Source organism: Methyloceanibacter sp. (assembly GCF_050726195.1).
GTDB lineage: Bacteria > Pseudomonadota > Alphaproteobacteria > Rhizobiales > Methyloligellaceae > Methyloceanibacter.
On record NZ_JBOHJC010000005.1, the window covers coordinates 151,170 to 174,170 of the forward strand.

The 23,001-nt window shown below is 63.5% G+C and carries 24 protein-coding genes and 1 tRNA gene; 13 read left to right on the forward strand and 12 right to left on the reverse strand.

What is annotated here, in order from left to right:
* Nucleotides 1-22: 22 nt before the first annotated feature.
* Nucleotides 23-709 carry a glutathione S-transferase family protein gene (locus ACRECX_RS05400; RefSeq protein WP_431557790.1) on the reverse strand — a complete coding sequence of 229 codons (687 nt, stop codon included), beginning with the start codon at nt 707-709 and terminating at the stop codon, nt 23-25.
* A 99-nt stretch (nt 710-808) separates the two neighbouring features.
* On the opposite strand from ACRECX_RS05400, the gene ACRECX_RS05405 reads away from it, so the two are divergent.
* Nucleotides 809-1,606, forward strand: coding sequence for an undecaprenyl-diphosphate phosphatase (locus ACRECX_RS05405; RefSeq protein ID WP_431557791.1), 798 nt, complete (start codon nt 809-811; stop codon nt 1,604-1,606).
* Here ACRECX_RS05405 and ACRECX_RS05410 read toward each other — a convergent pair.
* The gene (locus ACRECX_RS05410) at nt 1,603-4,065 is read right to left on the reverse strand and encodes a S8 family serine peptidase (RefSeq protein ID WP_431557792.1); all 2,463 of its coding nucleotides are present in this window, start codon (nt 4,063-4,065) and stop codon (nt 1,603-1,605) included. The genes ACRECX_RS05405 and ACRECX_RS05410 overlap by 4 nt on opposite strands.
* A gap of 472 nt (nt 4,066-4,537) precedes the next feature.
* On the opposite strand from ACRECX_RS05410, the gene ACRECX_RS05415 reads away from it, so the two are divergent.
* Nucleotides 4,538-5,551, forward strand: coding sequence for a helix-turn-helix transcriptional regulator (locus ACRECX_RS05415; RefSeq protein ID WP_431557793.1), 1,014 nt, complete (start codon nt 4,538-4,540; stop codon nt 5,549-5,551).
* 128 nt (nt 5,552-5,679) lie between these two features.
* On the opposite strand, the gene ACRECX_RS05420 is transcribed toward ACRECX_RS05415, so the two are convergent.
* Together ACRECX_RS05420 and ACRECX_RS05425 are read right to left on the reverse strand one after the other, a co-directional pair.
* Nucleotides 5,680-6,441: a calcium-binding protein gene (locus ACRECX_RS05420; protein WP_431557794.1), complete on the reverse strand. Its 762-nt coding sequence runs from the start codon at nt 6,439-6,441 to the stop codon at nt 5,680-5,682.
* A gap of 490 nt (nt 6,442-6,931) precedes the next feature.
* Nucleotides 6,932-8,221, reverse strand: a complete 1,290-nt coding sequence (locus ACRECX_RS05425) for a calcium-binding protein (RefSeq protein ID WP_431557795.1) — start codon at nt 8,219-8,221, stop codon at nt 6,932-6,934.
* 241 nt (nt 8,222-8,462) lie between these two features.
* Between ACRECX_RS05425 and ACRECX_RS05430 the strand changes: the two genes are divergently transcribed.
* Nucleotides 8,463-9,425: an AraC family transcriptional regulator gene (locus ACRECX_RS05430; RefSeq protein WP_431557796.1), complete on the forward strand. Its 963-nt coding sequence runs from the start codon at nt 8,463-8,465 to the stop codon at nt 9,423-9,425.
* A gap of 101 nt (nt 9,426-9,526) precedes the next feature.
* Here ACRECX_RS05430 and ACRECX_RS05435 read toward each other — a convergent pair whose 3' ends face one another.
* From ACRECX_RS05435 to ACRECX_RS05445, 3 genes are all read right to left on the reverse strand, one after another.
* Nucleotides 9,527-11,098 (reverse strand): calcium-binding protein, encoded by a 1,572-nt coding sequence (locus ACRECX_RS05435; RefSeq protein ID WP_431557797.1) that lies wholly within the window; start codon nt 11,096-11,098, stop codon nt 9,527-9,529.
* Between the two features lie 87 nt (nt 11,099-11,185).
* Nucleotides 11,186-12,355, reverse strand: a complete 1,170-nt coding sequence (locus ACRECX_RS05440; protein ID WP_431557798.1) for a helix-turn-helix transcriptional regulator — start codon at nt 12,353-12,355, stop codon at nt 11,186-11,188.
* Nucleotides 12,356-12,480: 125 nt separating this feature from the next.
* On the reverse strand, nt 12,481-13,455 hold the full coding sequence (locus tag ACRECX_RS05445; protein ID WP_431557799.1) for a complex I NDUFA9 subunit family protein: 975 nt from the start codon (nt 13,453-13,455) through the stop codon (nt 12,481-12,483).
* 129 nt (nt 13,456-13,584) lie between these two features.
* Here ACRECX_RS05445 and ACRECX_RS05450 point away from each other — a divergent pair.
* The 8 genes from ACRECX_RS05450 to ptsN all read left to right on the forward strand — a co-directional run bounded on the left by ACRECX_RS05450 (nt 13,585) and on the right by ptsN (nt 19,851).
* Nucleotides 13,585-13,671: transfer RNA gene (locus ACRECX_RS05450), tRNA-Leu, on the forward strand.
* A 35-nt stretch (nt 13,672-13,706) separates the two neighbouring features.
* On the forward strand, nt 13,707-14,354 hold the full coding sequence (locus tag ACRECX_RS05455; protein ID WP_431557800.1) for a ribonuclease D: 648 nt from the start codon (nt 13,707-13,709) through the stop codon (nt 14,352-14,354).
* 118 nt (nt 14,355-14,472) lie between these two features.
* Nucleotides 14,473-15,234 (forward strand): LPS export ABC transporter periplasmic protein LptC, encoded by a 762-nt coding sequence (gene lptC / locus ACRECX_RS05460; protein WP_431557801.1) that lies wholly within the window; start codon nt 14,473-14,475, stop codon nt 15,232-15,234.
* Entirely contained in the window at nt 15,231-16,022 is a 792-nt protein-coding gene (locus ACRECX_RS05465; RefSeq protein WP_431557802.1) for an LptA/OstA family protein, read from the forward strand. Before lptC ends, ACRECX_RS05465 begins: the two co-directional genes overlap by 4 nt.
* Before the next feature lie 126 nt (nt 16,023-16,148).
* Nucleotides 16,149-16,922: an LPS export ABC transporter ATP-binding protein gene (gene lptB, locus ACRECX_RS05470; RefSeq protein ID WP_431557833.1), complete on the forward strand. Its 774-nt coding sequence runs from the start codon at nt 16,149-16,151 to the stop codon at nt 16,920-16,922.
* A 26-nt stretch (nt 16,923-16,948) separates the two neighbouring features.
* Nucleotides 16,949-18,511, forward strand: a complete 1,563-nt coding sequence (gene rpoN / locus ACRECX_RS05475; protein WP_431557803.1) for an RNA polymerase factor sigma-54 — start codon at nt 16,949-16,951, stop codon at nt 18,509-18,511.
* A gap of 235 nt (nt 18,512-18,746) precedes the next feature.
* Nucleotides 18,747-19,337 (forward strand): ribosome hibernation-promoting factor, HPF/YfiA family, encoded by a 591-nt coding sequence (gene hpf / locus ACRECX_RS05480; RefSeq protein WP_431557804.1) that lies wholly within the window; start codon nt 18,747-18,749, stop codon nt 19,335-19,337.
* A 46-nt stretch (nt 19,338-19,383) separates the two neighbouring features.
* On the forward strand, nt 19,384-19,851 hold the full coding sequence (gene ptsN, locus ACRECX_RS05485) for a PTS IIA-like nitrogen regulatory protein PtsN (protein WP_431557805.1): 468 nt from the start codon (nt 19,384-19,386) through the stop codon (nt 19,849-19,851).
* On the opposite strand, the gene ACRECX_RS05490 is transcribed toward ptsN, so the two are convergent.
* The 4 genes from ACRECX_RS05490 to ACRECX_RS05505 all read right to left on the reverse strand — a co-directional run bounded on the left by ACRECX_RS05490 (nt 19,848) and on the right by ACRECX_RS05505 (nt 21,844).
* The gene (locus ACRECX_RS05490) at nt 19,848-20,069 is read right to left on the reverse strand and encodes a hypothetical protein (protein ID WP_431557806.1); all 222 of its coding nucleotides are present in this window, start codon (nt 20,067-20,069) and stop codon (nt 19,848-19,850) included. The two genes, ptsN and ACRECX_RS05490, sit on opposite strands and share 4 nt — an antisense overlap.
* The gene (locus ACRECX_RS05495; protein WP_431557807.1) at nt 20,057-21,007 is read right to left on the reverse strand and encodes a serine hydrolase; all 951 of its coding nucleotides are present in this window, start codon (nt 21,005-21,007) and stop codon (nt 20,057-20,059) included. Before ACRECX_RS05495 ends, ACRECX_RS05490 begins: the two co-directional genes overlap by 13 nt.
* A gap of 116 nt (nt 21,008-21,123) precedes the next feature.
* Nucleotides 21,124-21,390 (reverse strand): DUF1150 family protein, encoded by a 267-nt coding sequence (locus tag ACRECX_RS05500; protein WP_431557808.1) that lies wholly within the window; start codon nt 21,388-21,390, stop codon nt 21,124-21,126.
* A 43-nt stretch (nt 21,391-21,433) separates the two neighbouring features.
* Nucleotides 21,434-21,844 carry an Hsp20 family protein gene (locus ACRECX_RS05505; protein ID WP_431557834.1) on the reverse strand — a complete coding sequence of 137 codons (411 nt, stop codon included), beginning with the start codon at nt 21,842-21,844 and terminating at the stop codon, nt 21,434-21,436.
* Between the two features lie 248 nt (nt 21,845-22,092).
* Here ACRECX_RS05505 and ACRECX_RS05510 point away from each other — a divergent pair, with 248 nt between their 5' ends.
* Entirely contained in the window at nt 22,093-22,305 is a 213-nt protein-coding gene (locus ACRECX_RS05510; protein ID WP_431557809.1) for a DUF1565 domain-containing protein, read from the forward strand.
* 6 nt (nt 22,306-22,311) lie between these two features.
* On the opposite strand, the gene ACRECX_RS05515 is transcribed toward ACRECX_RS05510, so the two are convergent.
* Nucleotides 22,312-22,536: a hypothetical protein gene (locus ACRECX_RS05515; RefSeq protein ID WP_431557810.1), complete on the reverse strand. Its 225-nt coding sequence runs from the start codon at nt 22,534-22,536 to the stop codon at nt 22,312-22,314.
* Nucleotides 22,537-22,685: 149 nt separating this feature from the next.
* Between ACRECX_RS05515 and ACRECX_RS05520 the strand changes: the two genes are divergently transcribed.
* The gene (locus ACRECX_RS05520) at nt 22,686-22,949 is read left to right on the forward strand and encodes a hypothetical protein (RefSeq protein WP_431557811.1); all 264 of its coding nucleotides are present in this window, start codon (nt 22,686-22,688) and stop codon (nt 22,947-22,949) included.
* Nucleotides 22,950-23,001 lie beyond the last annotated feature (52 nt).

Here is a 23,001-nt window from a genome sequence, read left to right on the forward strand (position 1 = left end):
ACTCAATGTCGGGGCGCCGTTCTCAAAAGTCGAGGTCGGCATAGGTGCCGGAGGGCGTGAAGCCCGCGACGCGGTCCTGGAGCAGCGGTCTGAACGACGGCCGCGATTTCAACAGCGCGTACCAGTTCTTGGCCGGCTCGAACTCCTCCCACGGCACCTCGCCAAGATAGTCGAGCGCCGACAGATGTGCCGCCGCGGCGAGGTCGGCGAAACTCATGGCGTCGCCCGCGAGCCAACTCCGCGTCTCGGCGAGATGGCCGACATAAGTCAAATGATAGCGCAGATTGTCGTGCCCGGCCCGCATCGCCTCCATGTTGGGCGAGGCGCTTTGCGGCCCGAACCGGCGGAACACCTTCTCCTCCACGAGATAGTCGGTCACCTCGGCGTAGAACTTGCGATGGAACCAGTCGACCAGCCGGCGCACCTCGGCGCGCGCCGCCGCGTCCCCCGGAAACGGCTGAAAGCCGCGGGCTTCGCGCTCGTCCATAGTGTCGCTGAGGTATTCGGAAATCGCGTAGGGCCCCGCGATCGGCCCATGGTCATCGGTGATCAGGACCGGCAAGGTGCCGGCCGGGTTGACCTCGAGCAGCCCCTGGCGCCACTCCCAGGGCTTCTCCTCGGTGAGCTCAGCCTCGACCCCGCACTCGGCGAGCGCGAGACGAATTGACCGGGAGAATGCGCACAAGGGGTAGTGTAGGAGGGTCGCCATCAGCGGGCCTTAGGCGGCATTCGTCGCAAAAAGAATCGCGCGGGGCCAGGGCCTCGTATAGAACCTGCACGCGCGCCGAACAAGCCGCGACGAGGGGCTATGACGATAGAGCAGATCATCGTGATCGCGGTGGTACAGGGAATCACCGAGTTCCTGCCCATCTCGTCCTCCGGCCACCTGATTCTCGTCCCCAACCTGATGCACTGGCCCGACCAGGGTCAGTTCGTCGACGTCATGGTGCATGTCGGCACCCTGTTCGCCATCCTCATCTATTTTTGGCGCGACGTCTGGCGCATAACCCTCGGCGCGCTCGAATTGTTCAAGGGGCGGGTGACCCAGGAAGGGCGCCTCGCCATCTACATCATCCTCGCCACCATCCCGGCGATCGCCTTCGGGTTGTTCCTCAAGAAGTTCGGCTTCGGCGACCTCGAGCGCAACGTCGCCGTGGTGGCGTGGAACACGATCCTCTACGGCCTGCTGATGCTCGTCGCCGACATGGTCGGGCCGCAGGAGCGGACCGTCGAGAAGATGACCCTCGGCAGCGCGCTCATCATCGGCGTGGCGCAGGCGCTGGCGCTCATCCCCGGCACGAGCCGCTCGGGCGTGACCATGACCGCCGCGCGCTTTCTCGGCTTCACCCGCCCCGATTCGGCGCGCTTCTCCTTCCTGCTCGGCATCCCGGCGATTGCCGGGGCCGGGGTGCTCACCGTCGGCGATGCGCTGGCGAGCGGCGACACCATCACCATGGACGCGGTCTATTGCGCGGTGCTCACCTTCTTCGCCGGCCTCGCGGCGATCGCCTTCCTCATGGCGCTGGTCCGGCGCATGAGCCTGCTGCCGTTCGTCCTTTACCGCATGGTGCTCGGCGGCTTCCTGCTGGTGATGCTCTACACCTAGAGCAGGAAATCGCCCTTGCCGAGGCTGCCGACGTTGACGAAGATCTCGAAGTCGGCCTTGCCGTCGCCGTTGATGTCGCCCTGGACGATCACGGTCGCCCCTTTGTCCTCGTAGCGAAGCTCGCCCTTCTTGTCGTGGAAATCCTGCTTGCCGATGAACTTGAACGCCTGATTGCCGCTGCCCGACTTGGCGTCGATGTCCTTGAGATCGATGTCGTCCGGGCCGCGCTCGAAATGATTGATCTTGTCGCGCTGGGCGCCCTTCTTGGTCTCCGATTTCGAGTCGAAATTGAAGATGTCCGAATCCGCGTCGCCGAACAGGGTATCGCGCCCGAGGCCGCCAGTGAGCACATCGTTGCCGGCTCCGCCCCGCAACGTGTCGTTGCCGCCGAGACCCGAGAGGATATTGGCGAAGCCGTTGCCGGTGAACGTATCGGCGCCGGTGGCGGAGCCGATCAGATTCTCGATGCTGACGAGCGTGTCCAGGGCTGCGCTGCCGGTATTCTGCGCTCCGGCAAGCGATAGATTGACGATGACCCCGCCGCCGGTCTGATAGTTCGCCGTGTCGTTATTGGCGCCGCCGTCGAGCAAATCATCGCCGAGACCGCCGCTCAGCGTATCGTTGCCGCGCATGCCGTAGAGCATGTTGGCCGCGCCGTTGCCGGTAATCGTGTCATTGCCGTCGCTGGCCACCGCGTTCTCGATGGCCGTTCCTGCCGCGATGGTGAACCAGCTGGCGCCGTTGACCTTGGTCGTCATCCCGGCAGTGAGATTGAGCGTCATGTTGCCGGTGACCGCGGCGGCGTCGATCCAGTCGGTGCCGCCATTGGTGTCGGCAAGAGTCGTGCGCCCGCCCTCGCCAGAGAGCGCCGCCATGTCGAGGAACTCGTCGGTGTAATGATAGACGTCGTCGGCCGACACGAATTGTCCGTAGAATTCGAAACGCACAAGGCTGAGGACGCCGTCGCCACCGCCGGCGACGTTATCTTCCACCCTAACCGTCCACTCCCCGAATACGTTTTCGCCGCGAAGCGCATCGATGCCGAACGTCCAGCCCAAACCGCTATCGGCCGTCTCATCGGTGCCGCCGGAGCCGTCAGCGATCCGGACTTCGGTCCCGTCAGGCGAAACCACGAAGATGTCGAGCTGCGTGAAGTCGTCGTGAAATAGAAGTATTGTCACGGCGACATGCTCGAGGACCATGTTGTCGGCGGGATTTTCGCTCTCCACGACAACGGACGACGAGACCGTCGCCTCGTCACTCATCGCGTGATCTGTATTGTTTTCCCACGGTCCCCAAAAAATCTCGTTATTCGACTTTTGCGCCTCGGTCTCGAACAGCGACCAGACCTCGGCCATGCGCACGGCGTTATACGCATTGACCAAGCCATAGCCGTAGTCGTTCGAGAAATGCCTGCCGCCGCCGTTCCAGTCGCCGGCGTCGTTGATGAACCACGTGCTTTCCTCATTTGTGCCGGGTCCCGCGCCGATGGCGCTGCCGGTATGCGTCGCGGAGGCGGCGAGGATGTTCTGCACGTCGCGCCAGCCGAGATCGGGATTGGCGTCGAGCATGAGGGCAACGACGCCGGTCACCATCGGCGTGGAGAAAGACGTGCCCTTCAGTCCGTCAGGCGGCGGAAACAGGGCGCTACTGGCGTTGTCGGCGGCGTCAACGTAGTCGTCATCGCTATATCCATCGCTGCCGGTCAGATCGGCGCTGACGATATTGGTCCCGGGCGCCGTCACCAGAACGCAGGCGCCGTCGTTGGAGAAATCGGCAGCGAAGCCGTCGTTCTGGATGGCGGCCACGGTAATCGTGAAGCGTGTCGCGTTTAGCCCGCTTCCCTGACCGTCCTGCGCGTCGTTGCCGGCCGCCTGGACGATGATCGTGCCAAGGCCTCCACGCCCATTTAGCGAGACGTGGTGATATTCCTGATTGGCCGCGGCATGTAAGGCATTGGGACCGGTGGTGAGGAGGTTGTGGGGGAACAGGAAGAGCTCCCCGATCGCGCCCCAACTGTTGTTGGTGACGTCGAAATTCGTCATTTGATGGATGGCGGACAGAGAGGCGGTGTGATCGGTACCGGTAGGGCCGAACCAGACGGGGCTCGTGGAATCCACGAGATCGATGCTCGTCAGGCTCGCGTCGAAAGCGATGCCCACGCCGCCCTCGCCATTGTTGGCCTTGGCGGCGATCTGTCCGCCGATCGTCGTCCCATGCGCGGGCAGGGCCGGGTTGGGGTCAGCCAGGTTAGGCTCGCCCGTAATCGGAATGCCGTCGATGATGACTGAGAGGCTTGCGTCATAGTTTCCCGCGAGATCGGGATGCGTCGATTCCATCCCGGTGTCGTAGACGCCGACGTGAATGCCGGCGCCGGTGTACTCGTCCCAGATCTTCTGGAGATTGCCCATCGCAGTGAGGTGCCACTGCTGGGTGTAGAGCGGATCGTTCGGTATCACCTGAAGTCCTCCCCGGCCGGCAGCGAGCCGCCGCGAACCAGTCCTGAACCTCGCTTACAGAGACGCCATTATCGCAAGTCCCGCGATAGTTGTGCAGGTGGAAAATGCGTGACCGCCGCCGTTCATCGCGGCGTCAACAAGGTCGTTGAGTTTCCGCCCCAGCGCACCCCCGTTTCCGGGGGTTCGATGCTCGAATCTGCGAGCCCGTGCCGGATTCTGGCATAAGCATAAGCCTTGCCGTGCCCCCGGCACCCGCTATCCAGAACGCCGGCACGGGCCGGATTTCACGCAGGAGTTGAGAAAAATGCGCTAACTTGATCTCGAAATCTCCCATTGAGCGAGAGGACGCCCTTGGCCTACTCGATCGAGGCGCTCGAGACCATCGAGCTGTTTTATCGGGATTGTCGAGCCGGAGGTGTGGCCTCACGCCCTGCATAAACTCGCGCTTTGCTCGGGCGGCGTTGGCACGGCCATGATTCCGATCACCCCGCTGAAGACGGATGGCCTTGTTCTTTCCGAAGCCCTGCTCGAGTCCAGAATCGCGTACGACCGCGAGTGGTGGCGCTACGACGTGCGCGTGTCGAGAATCCATTCCCGCAAACTAACCGACGGTGTCTGTTGCGAGGCCGAACTGTTCTCCGAGGAGGAGCTGGCGCGCAACCCATTTCGTCAGGAGTTCTGCCGCGACTATGGCCTCGGCGCCTTTGCCGCGCAGCTTGTCATGCCGCTCCCGAATTTCGTCGTTGCCTTCAGCGTTCAGCGCGCCGCGCATCTCGGGCATTTCGAGCGGCGCGAGCTCGATACCTTGGCGCTTATCGGCAAGCATGCAGCGCGCGCCTTACTTATTTCCACCCACCTTACCCAGGCGAGGAAGATCGAGCACACCGTGGCCAATGCCTTGGCGCAGCTGGAATGCGCCGCCTTGATCGTCGATCGCGAAATGAAAGTCGTCGTTGCCAACGCGGCGAGTGAGCGGTTGCTCGGCGATGGGCTCTGCATACACCAGGGCCAATTGCTGGCCACCTCGTCAATGCATCAGCAGTCCGTCGCGCGCCTGATCCACGCCGCGCTGAGAGGCGACGCGGCGGCAGACGATCTCGAGACCATCGCCCTGCCACGCCCCAGCGGCAAGAAACCGCTGCTAGTGCAAGCAGTACCCGCCTCCCCCGGATCGGCGATGTGGAGCGCGCCGAGCGGGGCTGCAGCGCTCGTCATCGTTGTCGATCCCGAGCGCGGCGAGCGCTTCGGCCTCGCCAGGGAACTTCGTCTGCTCGGGCTCACCGCATCCGAGGCGCGTCTCGCAGGGCTGATCGGCTCTGGCGTCTCCCGCGCCGAGGCCGCCGAGACGCTGCGTATCTCCGCCACCACGGTCGACGATACGATCAAGCAAATTTACTCAAAGCTGGACATTGCCCGTGTTGGCGAGTTGGTGCGCCTCGTCGATCGCCTTGCCGTCTTCGCACGCCGGCGAAGGGAACGACCCTAATCGGCGATTCTTGCCCAGATGCGGTTCTTGCCCAGACATGAAACACGCATCAGCGATGGCAGCAGCGGCTGCGTGTGACGGCTCCCTGCGCTTGCGGTAAGGGGCGTCCTGCGCGTCGTGCTCTACACCTAGAGAATGAAATCGCCCTTCGCCAGCGCGCCGACGGCGACGAAGATCTCGAAATCGGCCTTGCCGTCGCCGTTCACGTCGCCCTGGACGATCACCGTCGAGCCCTTGTCGATGTAGCGGAGTTCGCCCTTCTCGTCGCTAAACTTGTCTTTGCCGATCCACTCGAACTTGTGATTGCCCGAGCCCGATTTCGCGTCAATGGTCTTGAGATCGATGTGGTCCTGGCCGCGCTTGAAGTCCAAAATCTGGTCGCGCTTTCCGCCCTTGACGCTGTCCTTGATCGAATTGAAATCGAAGCGGTCGGCATTGAGACCGCCGGTGAGGAAATCCTTGCCGCGATTGCCGGTCAGGACATCGTTGCCGTCGCCACCGTTGAGACGGTCGCTCGCCGTGCCGCCGGTCAGCGTGTCGGCACCGGCTTCGCCAAAGACGGTGAAACCGGCCATGGCAGGAGCCCCAAGAGAGCCGATGAAGGTGTCGTTGCCAGAGCCGAGGTTCACGTCGCCGAAGATCAAACCCGTGTTGATGACGACATCGTTCTCGTTTGGCGCATCGAGATCGATGCCGCCGAACAGAGTGCCAAGATTGGTGACATGAACTGCTCCACCATTGATCGTCAGCGTGGCGATGGCCGCATTGAAGCCGCTGATGGTGGCGCCGGCCTGATTATTGATCGTTGTGACGACGCCCGGCGCGTCCACGATCTGGATGCCGTGCTGATCCGAATCGACGTCGCCGAAATTGATAATCGTGGCGCCCACTTGTCCGGCGAGCTGCTTGAATGCGGCAATGCCCGCAAGTTCTCCAAAGATCGAACCTGAATTAAAAACCGACACGCTTCCCGACGAGCCTGGGCGAGAAAGATGCCGGCGGAATCGACGCCGACAATCGCCCCGGCATTGGACACGTCTATATTGTTGCCCGATAACTGGAGGCCGTTGGCTTGACCCTGGATGGACCTGGTCCCAAGGTTTCTAACGATTAGGTCATCGGTGAAGGGGAGATCAACACCGTTACGGCCTGCTGCCGTGGCAACGATCACGCCGGCGTTGTCGAGCGTTAGCCCGTCGACAGATCCGCTTCTGACGGCTGAGAGCGAACCCGAGTAGACCAGGACGCCTGGAAGGATGTTCCAAAACTCGTCGTCAGCCGTGAAGTCGAGACCCGTGAGTTGATCTGTTGTTACATTGCCGCCCATGACGTGGTCCTCCGTCGCCTGGCCATAAGTCTCAACGGGCCGGCGACTTGCCCCTAAAGCAGGAAATCGCCCTTCGCCAGCGCGCCGACGTTGACGAAAATCTCGAAGTCGGCCTTGCCGTCACCATTGATGTCGCCCTGGACGATGACGGTCGCGCCCTTGTCGATGTAGCGCAGCTCGCCCTTCTTCTCGTGGAACTTGCTCTTTCCGATCCACGTGAAGGCCTGATTGCCGCCACCCGTCTGGGCGTCGATGTCCTTGAGGTCGATCTCGTCGCCCTCGCTGCGGCTGAAATCCATGATCTTGTCGCGCTGGCCGCCCTTCTTCGTGTCGTTGATGGAGTTGAAGTCGAACCGATCGGCCCCGGGGCCGCCGAACAGGGTGTCGCGTCCGAGCCCGCCGGTGAGCACATCGTTGCCGTCGAAGCCGAACAGCGTGTCATTGCCGCCCATACCCATCAGGAGGTCGGCATCGACGAATGAGAGATTAGGGAAGCCGTTGCCCCTGATCACATTGGCGGCGTTGTTGCCGATCAGGATGTCGTCCTCACTACTGCCGTCCAGATTCTCGATTGAATTGTAGGTGTCGCCTGCGGCATCGCCGGTATTGGTGCCGGGAGCAAGCAGAGAAGCACGCAAGGCTGCGCTCGCGTCGTAGACAACGGTGTCGATGCCAGAGCCGCCGATGAAGGTATCGCCACCGGCCTTTCCGACGAGCCTGTCGTTGCCGCCAAGGCCGCTGAGCGTGTTGGCGACCCCGTCTCCGTAAAGGGTATCGGCAAAGTTCGACCCCGTTAGATTCTGGATCGAGAAATAAGTGTCACCTAGCGCGTCGCCCGTGTTCACGCCGGGGCTCTCGAGATTTGCCAGGAGCCCGGCGGCCGCCGTTGCATAGCTCGCGGTGTTGTTGCCCGATCCCCCATCGAGAGTGTCGCCGCCGGCGCCGCCTATGAGAACGTCGTTGCCCCCATAGCCGGACAAGGAGTCGCTGCGCGACGTCCCGGTAATGGTGTCGCCAAACGAGAGAACGGTCTCGAGAAGATGGAGGAGATTGCCCTGTCCGAGACTACCGGTCGTTTGGTAACTCGCCGTGGCGATATAGAGCATGTCGGTGACTTGAAAGGCCGGCCCGAAGCCTTGGTCGAAGATGACACTTGTGAAGGCGGACGGGAGTCCGCTGCCTGGCGAAGGGTCACTTATGTTTCCATAGGCGGTGGCCACAAACTGGCCGCCAACCTCGAACCTGGCCGCGCCAGGATCGCCAAAAATCTGTGAAACACTTAGCGGCCCGGACGTTGGCAAAAACGACATCGTCGCGGGCTGAAAGAATGTAACTGTGGCCATGGCTCTCGTTCTTTCCAGTCGTGCGCAAGCGGGGGGACTGACGTCAAAAACATCGGGGACGAAATTGCCTCTCAGCGCGTTGAGGCCTAGGGCGGAAAGCGTAAGTGGCCGGTGCCGCATCGTCTTGGCGAGAGGCGAACTCCCGTTAGGCCGATTGCGAACTAATTTGCATTTCGGCCCGCGACGGCAATGCTAGTATGGGCTTCCGGAAGGGGCAGACCTCAAGCGGCGGAGCCAATTCATGCCCGCAACGACCACCACGCTGGCGCGCTTCTCGACGCGCGACCTTCCTGCGTCTGAGCGCGCTCCCTTCTGGCGCGAGATATTCTCCCGCGAAATCTGTCACATCGACATCGAGCCGCAGGCGGGCACTGCCATCGAGGCCGATGCGACCATGATCGTGCAGCCGGGCCTCGACGTAGCCTGGTGCAATTCCTTCACGCCAGCCTGCTGGAAGCGGACGCCCGAGTTTGTGAAGGATGGCGACGATTCCTATGCGCTGATCATGGCCGTGGGCGGCGCGATGCTGCGCTCCCAGCGCGGCCACGATCTTCCAGTCGAACGCGGCGACGGCGTCGGCATCCTCCACGCCGAGCCGGCCAGCATGAGGTTCAACAAGCTCAGCCACATCGCCTTGATGCTGCCGCGCGCCGCAATCTCCGCGCACGTAGCCAATCTCGAGGATACCGTGTCGCGCATTGTCCCGCGCGGGAACGAGGCGCTGTGGCTGCTCAGGCGCTATGTCGGAAACTTGCGCACAAGTCACCGCCTCACCGACCCAACGCTAGGCAAGCTTGTCGCCGCGCATGTCTGCGATCTTGTGGCCCTGGCGCTCGGCGCGACACGCGACGCTCAGCATGTCGCGCTCGCAAGAGGCGTGCGCGCGGCGCGGTTGAATGCCGTTAAGTCCGATTTCGCCGCCAATCCGGGGCTTTCGCTCCGCGCGTTGGCCGAGCGGCAAGGTGTGACGCCACGCTATGTGCAGATGCTGTTCGAGAGCGAGGGGACGACCTTCACCTCATATGCGCTCGATCGCCGTCTCGAATACGCTCGCCAGATGCTTGCCCACCCGAACTTCGACGCCTGGTCGATCAGCGCCATCGCCTATGCGTGCGGCTTTGGCGATCTCTCGCACTTCAACCGCACGTTCAAGCGCCACTTCGGCGCCACGCCTTCCGACATGCGTAGCCCCAAAGGCCGATAGTCCGGCTACAGCAGGAAATCGCCTTTTGCGAGGGCGCCGACGGCGATGAAGATCTCGAAGTCGGCCTTGCCGTCGCCATTAATGTCGCACTGGACGATGACCTAAAGCACAAAATCGCCGATGATCAGGTTGATGTTCCCCGAGAGTTGAATCTCGAAATCGACGACGGCATCGGCGTCGCCGCCAAGCTCGAACTGAACGATCGTATTGCCGCCACTGAACTCGAAGCGGACCTCCCCGCCTGCTCCCCCGCTGAAGTCATTCATCCCGATATACGCGAAGGTCCCGTCTACGGCGTCTGCGATGATGGCCGACACATCGATCGCATCGCCTTGGCCCCCGAACCCGCTGAAGCCTAAGATCATGTCGCGGTTCCCGGCGCCGACGCCCGTCACTCCAACAGAACCGAAGTGGAACACGTCTGCGCCGGCACCGCCTATAAGGAGGTCCACGCCAAAGCCGCCGCTGAGAAAGTCGTTGCCGTCCCCGCCGTTCAGCGTGTCATTGCCGCCCTGGCCGGCCAAGCTGTCATTGCCGTCGCCGCCTTGCAGCGCGTTGTTGCTGCTGTTTCCGGTTAGAGTATCGTCGAGAATGCCGCCGCCGACGACGTCCGAGCCGATGAGGCCTTCGATGCCCTCCAATGTGTCGCCCTGCGCATCCCCGCCGAGGCCTGTTCCAAGTTCCAAGCTAACGTTGACAGCGCTTGGAGAAAATTCGTAGCTCGCCGTATCGATCCCAGGGCCGCCAATCAACGTATCCGCACCAGCGCCGCCCGTGAGCAAGTCATTGCCGCTGCCGCCGATCAGCGTGTCGTCACCTGACCCGCCCCCTATGGTGTCGTTGCCGCTGCCGCCGTCGACGATGTCGTTGCCGCCGAGGCCGCCCAGATTGTCGTTGCCGCTGCCGCCTTGCAGGTGGTTGGCGCCGCCGTCGCCTTGGATCGTATCGTTGAGATTCGAGCCGATGACATTCTCGATGCTCGTGTAGATGTCGCCCGTCGCATGCCCGCCGGAGGCCGTTCCAAAGCCCAAGTCGATGACGACACCGCTTGGCGATCCGATGTAGCTCAGCGTATCCACGCCATCGCCGCCGTTTAGCGTGTCGGCGCCGGCACCGCCTTCAAGGGTGTCGTTGCCGTCGCCGCCGTTCAGCGTATCGGTGCCGGCACCGCCTTCGAGCGTGTCGTTGCCGCTGCCGCCGCTCAATGTGTCGTTGCCGCTGCCGCCATTGAGCTTGTCGTTGCCAGCGGCGGCATTGAGCTTGTCATTACCGGCGCCGCCGATCAGTATGTCGTTGCCGCCGCCGCCTACGAGCGCGTCTTTGCCGGAGCCACCCTTGAGCGTGTCCTTGCCGCTGCCTCCCTTGAGCGTGTCATTGCCGCCCTGTCCGACGAGATTGTCTTTGCCGCCGCCGCCCAAGAGTTTGTCGTTGCCGCTGCCCCCCTTGAGCGTGTCGTTGCCGCCCTGACCCTTGAGCGTGTCCTTGCCGCCATTGCCAAATGCCCGGTCGTTGCCGGCGCCGCCTTTCAGGGTATCGTTGCCCGAGCCGCCTTTGAGCGTGTCCTTGCCGCCGAGGCCGATAAGGATGTCGGCCCCGGCAAGCCCAAGGATCGTGTCGTTGCCGCCGGTGCCCCTCAGCCTGTCTTTTCCGCTGGTGCCTTTGATCGTTGCCATGATCGCTCTCCCTGGTTGGGGTCGGTCGTTGTGCCGACCTTGACCAGGGGCGCTCGCCGGCGCATCGGCCGAACGGCCGATATGGGGCTATTTTTGCTCGGATTTCGAGCGGCGCGCGGGACTGTCCAACCCGGCGATCAGCTTGACCAGCTCGGCCTGGCGCCGCGTGCCGGTCTTCTCGAACAGATGCTCGAGATGCGTCTTGACCGTCGAATGCGAGGCGCCAAGCAGCGAAGCGACCGGCGCGATGCCGCCCACCTCGATCACGGCGCGAAGCACTTTCTCCTCGGCGGGCGTCAGGCCGTAAAGCTGCCCTGCGGCATTGATCGCCGCCGGAAGATCGATGCTCGCCTCGCGCACGAACAGCGCGGCGGTGGCGGAGTGGTAGGCGCCAGCCGCATGCCGCGCACCGGAGGTGAGCGGCAGGACGTGCGCAACGAAGCGGCCGCCGTCTGGGCTCAGGAGCGGCAGAGCGATCCCGCCGGCCTCGATCGCGGCATCTCCTTCCAGCGCCGCGGCGAAGGCCTTGCGCAATGAAGACTGCACGCGCTCATCGGCAGCGACCAAGATCCCTCGCACGAGCTTGAGCGGGTCTCCTTCGTCGAGCACGGCCTGACCCGCCGCGTTGGCATGAACGATCTCGCCTAGCGGGCTGACCAGGAAGACGCCGGTGGCGAGACCGTCGATGGCTTCGGCGAAGGTCGCCGCTTGCAATGCGCGCATGTCGAGCAGCTTGCCGATCAGCACCGCGCGCCGGAAATGCGGCATGATGAGGCGCATGCGGCGAATTTCGGCCTCGCCGACGAGCCCGACGTCCTTGTGCCGGGCGCAAGTCAGCAAGCTTATGCTGGACGCAGTCTTGTCCAAGGTCCCTTGAACGACATCGACGATGCCGAGCGGTGCCACCCAGTCGGTGAAGAACTCCGAACCGATGATCTCCGGGTAGTTTGGCAGCCCGGCGAGCGTCATGATCTCCCCGATCCTCGAGCGCGAGGACTGGGGAATGGTCGGGTTCCTGTAATAATAGTTGTCGAGATAGTCCTGCCACGCGTCCGGCGGGTAGCCCCATTGGATCAGGAAGTTTGCATCGTGACGCAAAAGATCGGCCGCGCCGACCGCGCCGGAGGCGCAGTTGAGAAAGCGGCAGACTTCCGCCACCGCATCCGGCCATAGTTCTGGGTCGATGGCGGCATCATAGGCGGTGCCGACCAGCGTCAGGAGCTGCTCGGCTTCATCAGGGTCACGTGGACGTTGCATTTCGAAGCGATTTCTCGCGTCTTGGCCAACCCGCCGCCCAACTCCTGCGATTTTCTGCCCTTCCAGGTGCCAGTCAACCAACAGCTGACTAACTCGCCGGCAGTTCGCGAGTTGCACCTAGCCCGTCATGGCTTGTACACGGAGAACTGGCCGCGCGGGCGGTACTGTTCCAGATACTCAGGCACGACGCTCGCGATGGCGACAGGCTCGATGCCCAAGCCCTCCAGAGTGCGTTCAGCTTTGATCGCGTCGTCGCTCACCACGTTGTCGCGTTCCAGGAGCCGCACCTGGTCGACGGTGAGCAGCGGCTTCGGTAGAAGCTGCAAAAAGAAGCCTTGCAGCTTGGCGAGCCAGAACGGCAGCGGCACGAGCGGTCGCTTGCGCATGGTGTAGTCGAGCACGCGGCGCATCACCTCCTTCATGGTGAGGATCTCCGGCCCGCCCAATTCGTAAGGCGCCTCCGCGCCGGCCCGTCCTTCGAGCGCCGCCACCACGGCCTTGGCCACGTCGCCCACGAACACCGGCTGAAACTTCGTGTGGCCGCCGCCGATGAGCGGCAGCACCGGGAACAGCTGTGCCAGGCTTGCGAAGCGGTTGAAGAAGTCGTCCTCCGGTCCGAACACGATCGATGGCCGGATGATGACTGCTTCGGGGAACACCTCCCGCACCGCCGCCTCGCCCGCCGCCTTTGTGCGGGCGTACATCGACGGCGAGTCCGCGGCCGCCCCGATGGCCGACACATGCACCAGCGCCCGGGCGCCTGCGGCGCGCGCCGCCTCCGCCACGTTGCGCGCGCCCTCGTCCTGCACCGACTTGAAGGTCTGCTTGCCCGATGCGAACAGGATGCCGACGAGGTTGATCACCGCGTCCGCGTCCCTTGCTGCCGCGATGAGCGAGTCGGGGAAGCGCACATTGGCTTGCACGGCGTTGATCTGCCCGACATCGCCGAGCGGCTGGAGATGGCCGGCTAGCTCCGGGCGCCGCACCGCGACCCGCATGCGCGCGCCCGTCTTGGCCAGCGCGCGCACCACGTGCCGCCCGAGGAAACCCGAGCCGCCATAGATCGTAATCAGCGCGCTGGTGTTGAGTGTGATCGCCACTTAGATGCCCTTAACTTCGGCCTGCTATTGGTGAAAACTGCAGCATTACACGGGGGCCGCCAAGCTTTGATTGGCGCTTCTCCCGGTAATTGACAACGGGGACCACCGATCGTACCTCAACACTCTCAAGCCCAGGTGGCGGAACTGGTAGACGCGCTAGCTTCAGGTGCTAGTGCCCGAAAGGGCGTGGAAGTTCGAGTCTTCTCCTGGGCACCACTCCCGCCTCGCCCCCATGCGCCATGGGGGCTTCGATGTCGGCCAAGACCATTGAGACGCCTTTGAGCCAGCGCCAGACCGTCGAGCTTCACAAAGGCGATCTGCCGGCCGGCCGCTTTGCCGCCAAGTCGATTGCCATCGATACCGAGACGCTGGGGCTCAATCCCTTCCGCGACCGGCTCTGCCTCGTGCAGCTGTCCGACGGCGACGGCACCGCCGCCCTGGTGCAGTTCTCCGGCACGTACGATGCGCCCGAGCTGAATCGCCTTCTCACCGATGAGAGCATCCTCAAGATTTTCCATTTCGGCCGCTTCGACATCGCCGTGCTGAAGCACTTCCTCGGCGTCATGCCGCGGCCGGTCTACTGCACCAAGATCGCCTCCAAGCTCGCCCGCACCTTCACCGACAAGCACAGCCTGAAGGACCTTTGCCGCGAGCTGCTCGGGGTCGAGCTGTCCAAGCAGCAGCAGTCCTCCGACTGGGGCGCGGCCGAGCTGACCCAAGAGCAGCTCAACTATGCGGCGAGCGATGTGCTATATCTGCACGCGTTGAGGGATCGGCTCGACGTCATGTTGAGGCGCGAGGGCCGCGAGCGACTGGCCAAGGCCTGCTTCGACTTTCTGCCGACCAGGGCCGAGCTCGACCTCGAAGGCTGGTCCGAGATCGATCCCTTCGCCCACTAGGCGGCCCGAATGCCCGGAAATCTAAGGGCCCGCGGTCGCAATGTGATCAAAGTCCTGCGGCTAGGTTAGTCTAGGGTCGTAAGGAGCCCGGGGGTCGCCGCGAGGATTGGCGGGAACAATGGCATCTGAGGCGAACACCCTTACTGCTGGACAGCGCTACCATGTGGGCACCGCTGAGGAGCGCGATCGCGCCTTCTCGAGCGCCGCGCGGCACAGCCGGGTGGTCCACATCCTGCGCAGGGTCCTCCCGGTCGTCGCCGTCCTCGTGCTCGCCGCCTATTTTATCTCCACCCGCCTCAACGTCATCGTCGGCGACATGACCGCGAGCATCGACGGCATGGAGGTCGCCGACGGCAATTTGCGCATGCTCAACCCGACCTTGAAGGGCGCCGACAAGAAGAACGGCAACTACGTCGTGCGCGCCGACCATGCCGACCAGGACATCAAGAACCCGAAGATGATCAAGCTGCACGCCATCAAGGCCGACGTGTCGAGCCTCTCCGGCGGCTGGTCGCGCATGCAGGCGATACGCGGCATCTTCAACAGCGAAGCCGAACGGCTCGTGCTCCAGGATCGCATCACCGTCGCCACCAGCGCCGGCGTCACCGGCGAGCTCAAGCACGCGACGCTCGACATGAAGACGCAGACGCTCCGGTCGCACCGTCCGGTATTCTTCAAGCTCACCAACGGCACCGTGAAGGCCAAAGCGCTGACCTTGCATTCCGCCGATAAGACGCTCGTGTTTCGCGGCCAGGTGGCGGTTCACCTGATCAGGCAGAAGAAGCAGGGTGACGCCAAGCCGCAAGCGAACGCGGCGCCCAAGCAGGTAGAACTGCCGCCGCCACCGAGCGGCGAAGCGCAAACCGTGAACCCGCAATGAAACAGCCTCGCGCCATAGGGCTCGCTTCGGCCTTTGCCGGACTTGCGGCTTTCCTCCTCACGCTCGTCCTGGCCGGCCCGTCGTCCGCCCAGACCCTCTCCAACACCTTCGGTGGTCTGTCGGAAAGCTCCGATCAGCCCATCGACATCGAGTCGGACATACTGACCGTGTACGACGCCAAGAAGTACGCGACGTTCAAGGGCAATGTGAAGGCGGTTCAGGGCACCACCACGCTGCGCGCCGCCGAACTCGACGTGCACTATGTCGGCGGCACGGAGAAACTTACCGGTCAGGAAGCCGCTCCCGTGGCCGCCAAGGACGGCGCCGAGGACAACCCTGAAGCCCAAATCAACAAGATCGAGGCGCGCGGCAAGGTCGTCATCACCAGCGAGGACGACCAGACCACGACGAGCGATTGGGCGCTGTATGACGTGCCCGCCCAGACAGTAACCGTGGGTGGCAATGTCGTGCTAACGCAAGGCCAGAATGTGCTAAAGGGGGACCGTCTGGTTATCGATCTGAAGACGGGCGAGAGCCGGTTCGAGAATACGGGAAATGCCGCGGCTGGAGGCCGTATTCGTGCGCTGTTCATGCCCAAGAGCGCGGAAGGTGATGAAGCGGCCGATGGCAAGCGGAAGAAAAAGCGCGACGGCGCCGCGGACGGCGAGGACCCCGATCCGGCAGCTTCTGCCGAGGCAGGTCAAGGCGAACCGACGCCGGCGAACGATGCTGACGTCCCCGGCGTCGACGATGGGGAGCCATTGCCGCTCATGCCGGAGTTCCGCTAGGTCGGCACCCAAGCGGCTTTATGCGATGTTAACCGGCCAACGCTTCAACTGAGGGAGCGGAAAGGGTCAGTGGGCAAATTGCTGTCGTTCCCAGGCCGTCAGGCAGTCGCTGCCCAGTCTACCGCCGTGCAGGCGGACCCGCTTGTGCGCGAGCCTGAAGGCCAACCCGAGCCCGGCCACGGCTGGCTGACCGTCCGCTCCGTGGTCAAGAGCTTCAAGAAGCGCACGGTGGTTCGCGGCGTCAGCCTCGACCTGGCGCGCGGTGAGGCGGTGGGTTTGCTTGGACCGAATGGCGCCGGCAAGACCACGGTGTTCTACATGATCACGGGGCTGATTCCGGCCGACGAAGGCTCGATCAAGATCGACGGCCGCGACGTTACCAAGCTGCCGATGTACCGCCGGGCGCGGTTGGGCATCGGCTATCTGCCGCAGGAAGCCTCGATCTTCCGGGGTCTCACCGTGGAGGAGAACATCCTCGCCGTGCTCGAGATGGTCGAACCCAGCAAGAAGGAGCGTCAGCTCCAGCTCGATGCGCTGCTCGAGGAGTTCCGCATCACCCGCCTCAGGACGTCGCCGTCCATGCGGCTCTCGGGCGGCGAGCGCCGCCGCGTCGAGATTGCGCGCGCGCTTGCCTCGCGCCCGTCCTTCATGCTGCTCGACGAGCCCTTCGCGGGCATCGACCCCATCGCCGTTAACGATATCCGCGCGCTGGTGCGCCATCTTACCCAGCGCGGCATCGGCGTCCTCATCACCGATCACAACGTGCGCGAGACCCTGGAGCTTGTCAGCCGGGCCTATATTATTCATGACGGCATGGTACTGACCCACGGCACCGCGCACGAGATCATCAACAACGAGGACGTGCGGCGCGTCTATCTCGGTGATCAGTTCAAGATCTGAGCACCTGATCGCGAGTGAGTTCGTATATGGCGATCAACACAAAGCTCGAACTTCGCCAGACTCACAATCTGGTCATGACGCCGCAGTTGCAGCAGGCGATCAAGCTTCTGCAACTCTCCAACATCGAGCTGGCAGGCTTTGTGGACGGCGAGCTTGAGCGTAATCCGCTGCTCGAGCGCGCCGACAGTGACGAGCCGAACGGCGCCGCGGACGAGCTTCCCGCCGCAGCCGCGGCCAAGGAAGATGGAGCCGATGCGCCGGGCGATGGAAGCGCCGATGGGGCCGACGGCGACGACGGCGACTGGGTCAATCTCGAGACGGGGAACGACACGGGCCGCACCGACGATCTCGATGCCGAGCCTCAGGACATGTTCCCCGACGCAGAAAGCTTCACTCCTGGCGTGATCAAGGATTCCGGCTGGAGCGGCCTGACCCAGGGTCCCCGCGCCGACATCGACGAGGGAGCTAATCTCGAGGCTTATGTGGCCGAGGAGAAGACGCTGCGTAATCACCTCTCCGAGCAGCTCGTCCTCACCTTCGCCGATCCGGCGCGACGCCTGATCGGCCATCACCTCATCGACATGACCGACGAGGCCGGCTATCTGCGCGGCGAGCTCGATGCTCTCGCCGAGTTGCTTGGCGCGCCGCTTGATCTCGTGGAGGAGACGCTTACCGTGATGCAGGGCTTCGAGCCCTGCGGCGTCTTCGCGCGCGACCTGCGGGAGTGCCTGACCTTGCAGTTGAAGGAGCAGGACCGCTGCGACCCGGCCATGGCCGCGCTCATCGACAATCTTCACCTCCTTGCCGCCCACGATCTGGTCGCGCTGAAGCGTGCCGCCCGCGTCTCCGACGAGGACCTCTGCGACATGATCGCCGAGGTAAAGCGGCTCAACCCCAAGCCGGGGCTGAAATACGGCACTTCGCCATCGCAGCCCATCGTACCCGACGTGCTGGTGCGATCGCTCCCCGATGGCAGCTTCCACGTGGAGTTGAACAGCGACACCCTTCCGCGCGTCCTCGTCAATCAGTCCTACTATGCGACCGTCTCCAAGTCGGCAACGCGCAAGCAGGACAAGAGCTATCTCGTCGACTGCCTTCAGACCGCCAACTGGCTGGTGAAGAGCCTCGATCAGCGCGCCCGCACGATTCTGAAAGTAGCGCAGGAAATCGTGCGTCAGCAGGACGGCTTCCTCACCTATGGCGTGCGGCACTTGCGGCCGCTGAACTTGAAAACCGTGGCCGACGCCATCTCCATGCACGAATCGACGGTGAGCCGCGTCACCGCCAACAAGTACATGGCCACCAATCGCGGGCTGTTCGAGCTGAAGTACTTTTTCACGTCGGCCATCGCCGCCACATCGGAAGGCGATTCGCACTCCTCCGAGGCGGTGCGCCACCGCATCCGCGCGATGATCGACGCGGAGCCCGCTGCCGACGTGCTGTCCGACGACAAGATCGTCGAGCGGCTCAAAGGCGACGGCGTCGACATCGCTCGCCGCACGGTTGCAAAATATCGCGAAGCACTCGGGATTCCCTCGTCGGTGCAGCGTCGCCGGCTGAAACGCATCGCGCTCGGCGCCAGCGCCTGAGGGACGCCTCTAAGGCTCTGTTCGCCAAGACGAATCGTGTAAAGGGCTCGGGGAAAATTCATTGCGTTTGACACCTCAGGACCGCGGGTCTAGCTTCCCGCCCCGCGGTGGAGGCCGACCGAGGATGGGCAGGGACGTGCTGCGGGCGCCCTGACGAAAAATCGGGCCTCGAGATTTGCGGCAAGCGCCCCGGGAGGGCCGGTCAACAGGGGTCTTCGACAGTCTTCCGCGGGTAATGACGATACAAGTTACCGGAAAGAATCTGGACGTCGGAGAGGCGTTGCGCAGTTACGTCCAGGAACGCGTTGTACAAACGGTTGAGAAGTTCGTGGGGCGCGTGCCGTCGGGGCATGTGCGCATCGAGAAAGAGCGCGGGGAGTTCCGCACCGACTGCACGATCCATTTGTGGCAAGGCATGAGCCTCGAGGCTCATGGGGTGGCGCCCGAGGCTTACCAAAGCGCCGACCTTGCTTGCGAACGGCTCGAGAAGCGGGTGCGCCGCTACAAGCGAAGGCTGAAACGGCACGGCGGCGAGTCCCCCCGTAAACAGACGCCGGCAGCGTCCTACGTTATCCAGGCTGCCCATGACGAGCATGAGGAGCGCGAGGAACACGATGAGGACAATCCGATCATCATTGCCGAGGCCGAGACCATGGTGCACGAGATGGCCGTCAGCGACGCCGTGATGCAAATGGACATCTCCGATCGCCCATTCGTCGTGTTTCGTAATGCGGGCGACGGGGAGATCAACGTCGTGTATCGCCGCGACGATGGCAATATTGGCTGGATTGATCCGGCCGGAAAGAAAGCACGAGCGGATCGCTAGCGTCGTTGCGTTCCGTCCGCTCCCCTCAAGTCACACGGGTAGTCTGATGCATCTAGGTGATTTCATTGCACCCGAGGCCGTGCTTCCGTCGCTGAAGACCAAAAGCAAGAAGCAGCTGCTGGTGGAGCTCTCGGTACGAGCTTCGCGCTTGGCCGGCCTGCAAGAGCGCGACGTGTTCGACGTGTTGTGGCAGCGCGAGCGGCTCGGCTCGACCGGACTCGGGCAAGGGGTCGCCATTCCCCACGGCAAGCTTCCGGGATTGAAGCGCATCGTCGGCATCTTCGCGCGGCTGGCCGAGCCCATCGACTTCGACGCCGTCGATAGCCAGCCCGTGGATATCGTGTTCCTGCTGCTTGCGCCCGAAGGCGCCGGCGCCGACCATTTGAAGGCGCTCGCCCGCATCTCGCGGCTGCTTCGCGAGGGGACTGCCATCGAGAAGCTCAGGGCCTGCAAGGATTCCGCCGCGATCTATGCCGTCCTCACGCAGGAGGAGGCGTCCTCCCACGCCGCCTAGCGGGGCGCAATTGTGGCGAGCAGTTCATTGGCAAACTCGCCCATGGCGAAGGCGGCGGCGAAGTCGAACTTGTTGATGGCGATGAACGCCGCCGCATTCCGCGTCGGCGCGAACGCGATGTAGGTGAAGGTGCCCTGGAGCCCGCCTGCCTTTTGCAGGATGAACGGTTGGTCGTCCTTGGCCATCATGCCGATCCAGGCAAGGCTTAGAGCGTCCATGTGGCCGACTCGTCCATCCCCGAGACGGTCTTCAACCCGTCGCGCATGACATAGAGCGCATGGTCCAGAGTGCGCGTCTCGGCGCCGTCCTCGCCGAAGCGGTCGAGGTGCCATTTCATCCAGCGGAGCAGATCGTTGGGCGTCGAGTAGAGGCCGCCTGAGCCGACGATGACGGGGCCGGTGGGCACGATTGGCATCGGCGTTCCATCCGGTGCTTGCCCGCGCATGAAGCGCTTTTCCTGCTCTGCGCTGAGCTCGAACCCGGTGTCCTTCATTCCCAGCGGCCCGGTGACGTGTTCTTTCAACAAGTCGGGCTTCTTGGCTGCGGCGGCCAAAGCCATGGCGAGAAGATCGAAGCCGAAATTGGAGTAGAGCACTGACGATCCCGGGGCGAATAGCAGCGGCTCGTTCTTGATCCAGTTGGCGTAGGCTTCTGGCGTGATGGTAGCGAAAGGATCGTCGTCGGGGCCCGGCTCGTGGGGCACCTCGCGCGGCAGGCCGCCGGCGTGGGTCGCCAGATCGATCAGCCTGATGCGCGCGGCATCGCCGTTGCGACCGGGGCCCATCTGCGGCACCCATTTGGTCAGGGGCTGCGCCATCTCCACGGTGCCGTCGGCAGCGAGATGGGCGAGCATCTGGCCCGTGAACGCTTTGGTGATGGAGCCAATCCGCATCACCGTGTCGCCGTCAGGTGGCGCGCTGCCCGGCCCATCGCGCTCGCCGAACCCAAACACCGCCGTCTCCCCGTCGCGCACGGCACCGATGACGACGGCCGGCACTTTGGTGTCGATGTAGAAGATCTCACCAGTGAACTCGACGATCTCGTCGAGCAGCGGATCGGCTTGGCCAATGCTCGGCGCGCCGATGACGAAGAGTGCCGCGACCGCGAGCCCGAGTGCGCGGTGCCGCGTAGTGTTGACTACGGTGTCATGGATCATGCGAGCCGTCTCCCGATGAGTGCGGGATACGACTATGCGCTAACGCGCGCTTCCGCGCTAGACGGCGCGCGGCCAACCCGATCGCATCGCGGGAGAGACGAGGCTAAGGTGAAGAACTAGTGCACGCTGACCGGCAGGAGATCGTTCTCGATGGCGTTGGCGATCGCTGCGTTGCGGCTGTCGGTCAGCGCGAGCGGCGTGCCGTCGGCGCCGAGCACGGCGTAGAGGTCGATGCCCTGAGGTGCCTCGCCGAGCGCCGGGAACAATCGTTCGGCGGCAAGCGAATCGACCTGCTTGATATACGCCACCTCGCCGTCACCAAGGAGGGCTAGCTCCTTCAGGCTCATCCAAGCGGGTGGGACGTCACTCGTCGACTTGTTCATCTGCTACGGTCCTCCGGTGAGTGCTGCGCGACAAGCGCATGCATCAACCTGCTGGCACGATCCCCACCTTCAGTACACGTTTCTCCCTGTGCGGCCGTTCTAGCTCGATGGCGAGAAGGCCATCGTGCAATTCGGCCTTGCGAACTTCGACGCCGTCGGCAAGGGCGAAGGTCCGTTTGAATTGGCGCGCGGCAATACCGCGATGAAGATAGTCCCTTGTCCCTTCGTCGTGCTTCGCGCCGCGGATCAGCAACTGGCCGTCCTCGATGCTGACATCAAGCTCGTCGAGGCCGAAGCCGGCCACGGCGAGGGTAATGCGCAAGACTTCCGGCCCGCCGTCGCTTCCCGGGATAAGTTCTATGTTGTACGGCGGATACCCGCCGTCGGCCTTCGTCCGCGCGTTGACGCGCTCGGCCGACAGGCTCAACCAAAGACTTCCGTCGAGAAGAGACATATGCGCCATCCGGCGGTAAGCCCTTTCGATCGAAGGCCCGCGCACCGGTGGCTCTTTGCGAGGCCCTTGCGGCACCTCAGAAAAAGTCCTCAGCCCGCCGCGGCGCTGGAGACCTTTAAAACCGCCTGGGATATGGGAAATCCCACCGCGAATTCAAGCTGAAGGGCAAGTGGGGATTTCCGGCTGGTTGCTCCTATCGGGGCAGGCCGCCTTGCTCTAATTTCTGTTCCACCGAATCGGAGTCTGCGATGACCTGGTATGTGAATCCCAAGACTGGCCTGGACGGCAACGACGGCCGTAGCGCGGGCACTGCTTTCAAGTCTCTCACGCACGCCATCGAAGCGGCCAAGGCGGCCGACACGATCATTCTCGTCCCCGGCGCCTACGACCAGGACCTGCCGCGGCTTGTCAGTGCCGCGCGTGTGGCCGGCATCACCGTCGGCGTCGCCGGCGCCGATTAGCCCCGCTCAACTCTCCGCATCGTCCTCGGTGATAGTTTCGATCACACGCAGGCGCCGGACCGTCAGGTCGTCGATCTCCACGTCGCCAAGATGAACTTTTTGTACGGAAGCGCGGCGCACACTCAAACGGCCGATGGCGAGGGCCCCGATGGCGAGCGCGCCAAGCGCCAGGGCGCCGATGGCGAGCGCACCGGCCGCGGCAGCCGGCACGCGTACCGGTGGTAAATCCAAGTTCCGTTGCCTCATCGCTCTCATGCGCGCCTCTCAAATTGCCCTGTGACCGAATTGCATCAGTGTCCAGGCTCCAGGCGCGGAACTCCGGAACCGGCCGAGTGCGCCAGCGTTCAGAGTGAACAGGGAAAGCGTTAAGGAGTACCCCGATGGCCGCTTTGAACCCCCGCGACCAGTCCGACTTTCACAGGGCCTATGAGATGTCGCCGTTAGCCGATTTGACCAAGGCGTTTGAGGCAAGCTGGGAGGTCTTGAAATCTCACGATCCGTTTCGCGATCCGGAAAAAGATGACGACCTCAAGCTCGCCTTGCGGAGCAAGCTTCTTGCGCTCGCCGCCGACGGCCTGAGCGATCCGGACCAGTTGCGCAGGCTTGCCTTGGAGAACCTGCCGCTCACCCGCTCGGTGAGGTGACGTGCTGGGGCAAAGGAAGGTGGTCGTCCCTGGCGGGATACCCGTCCTCCTA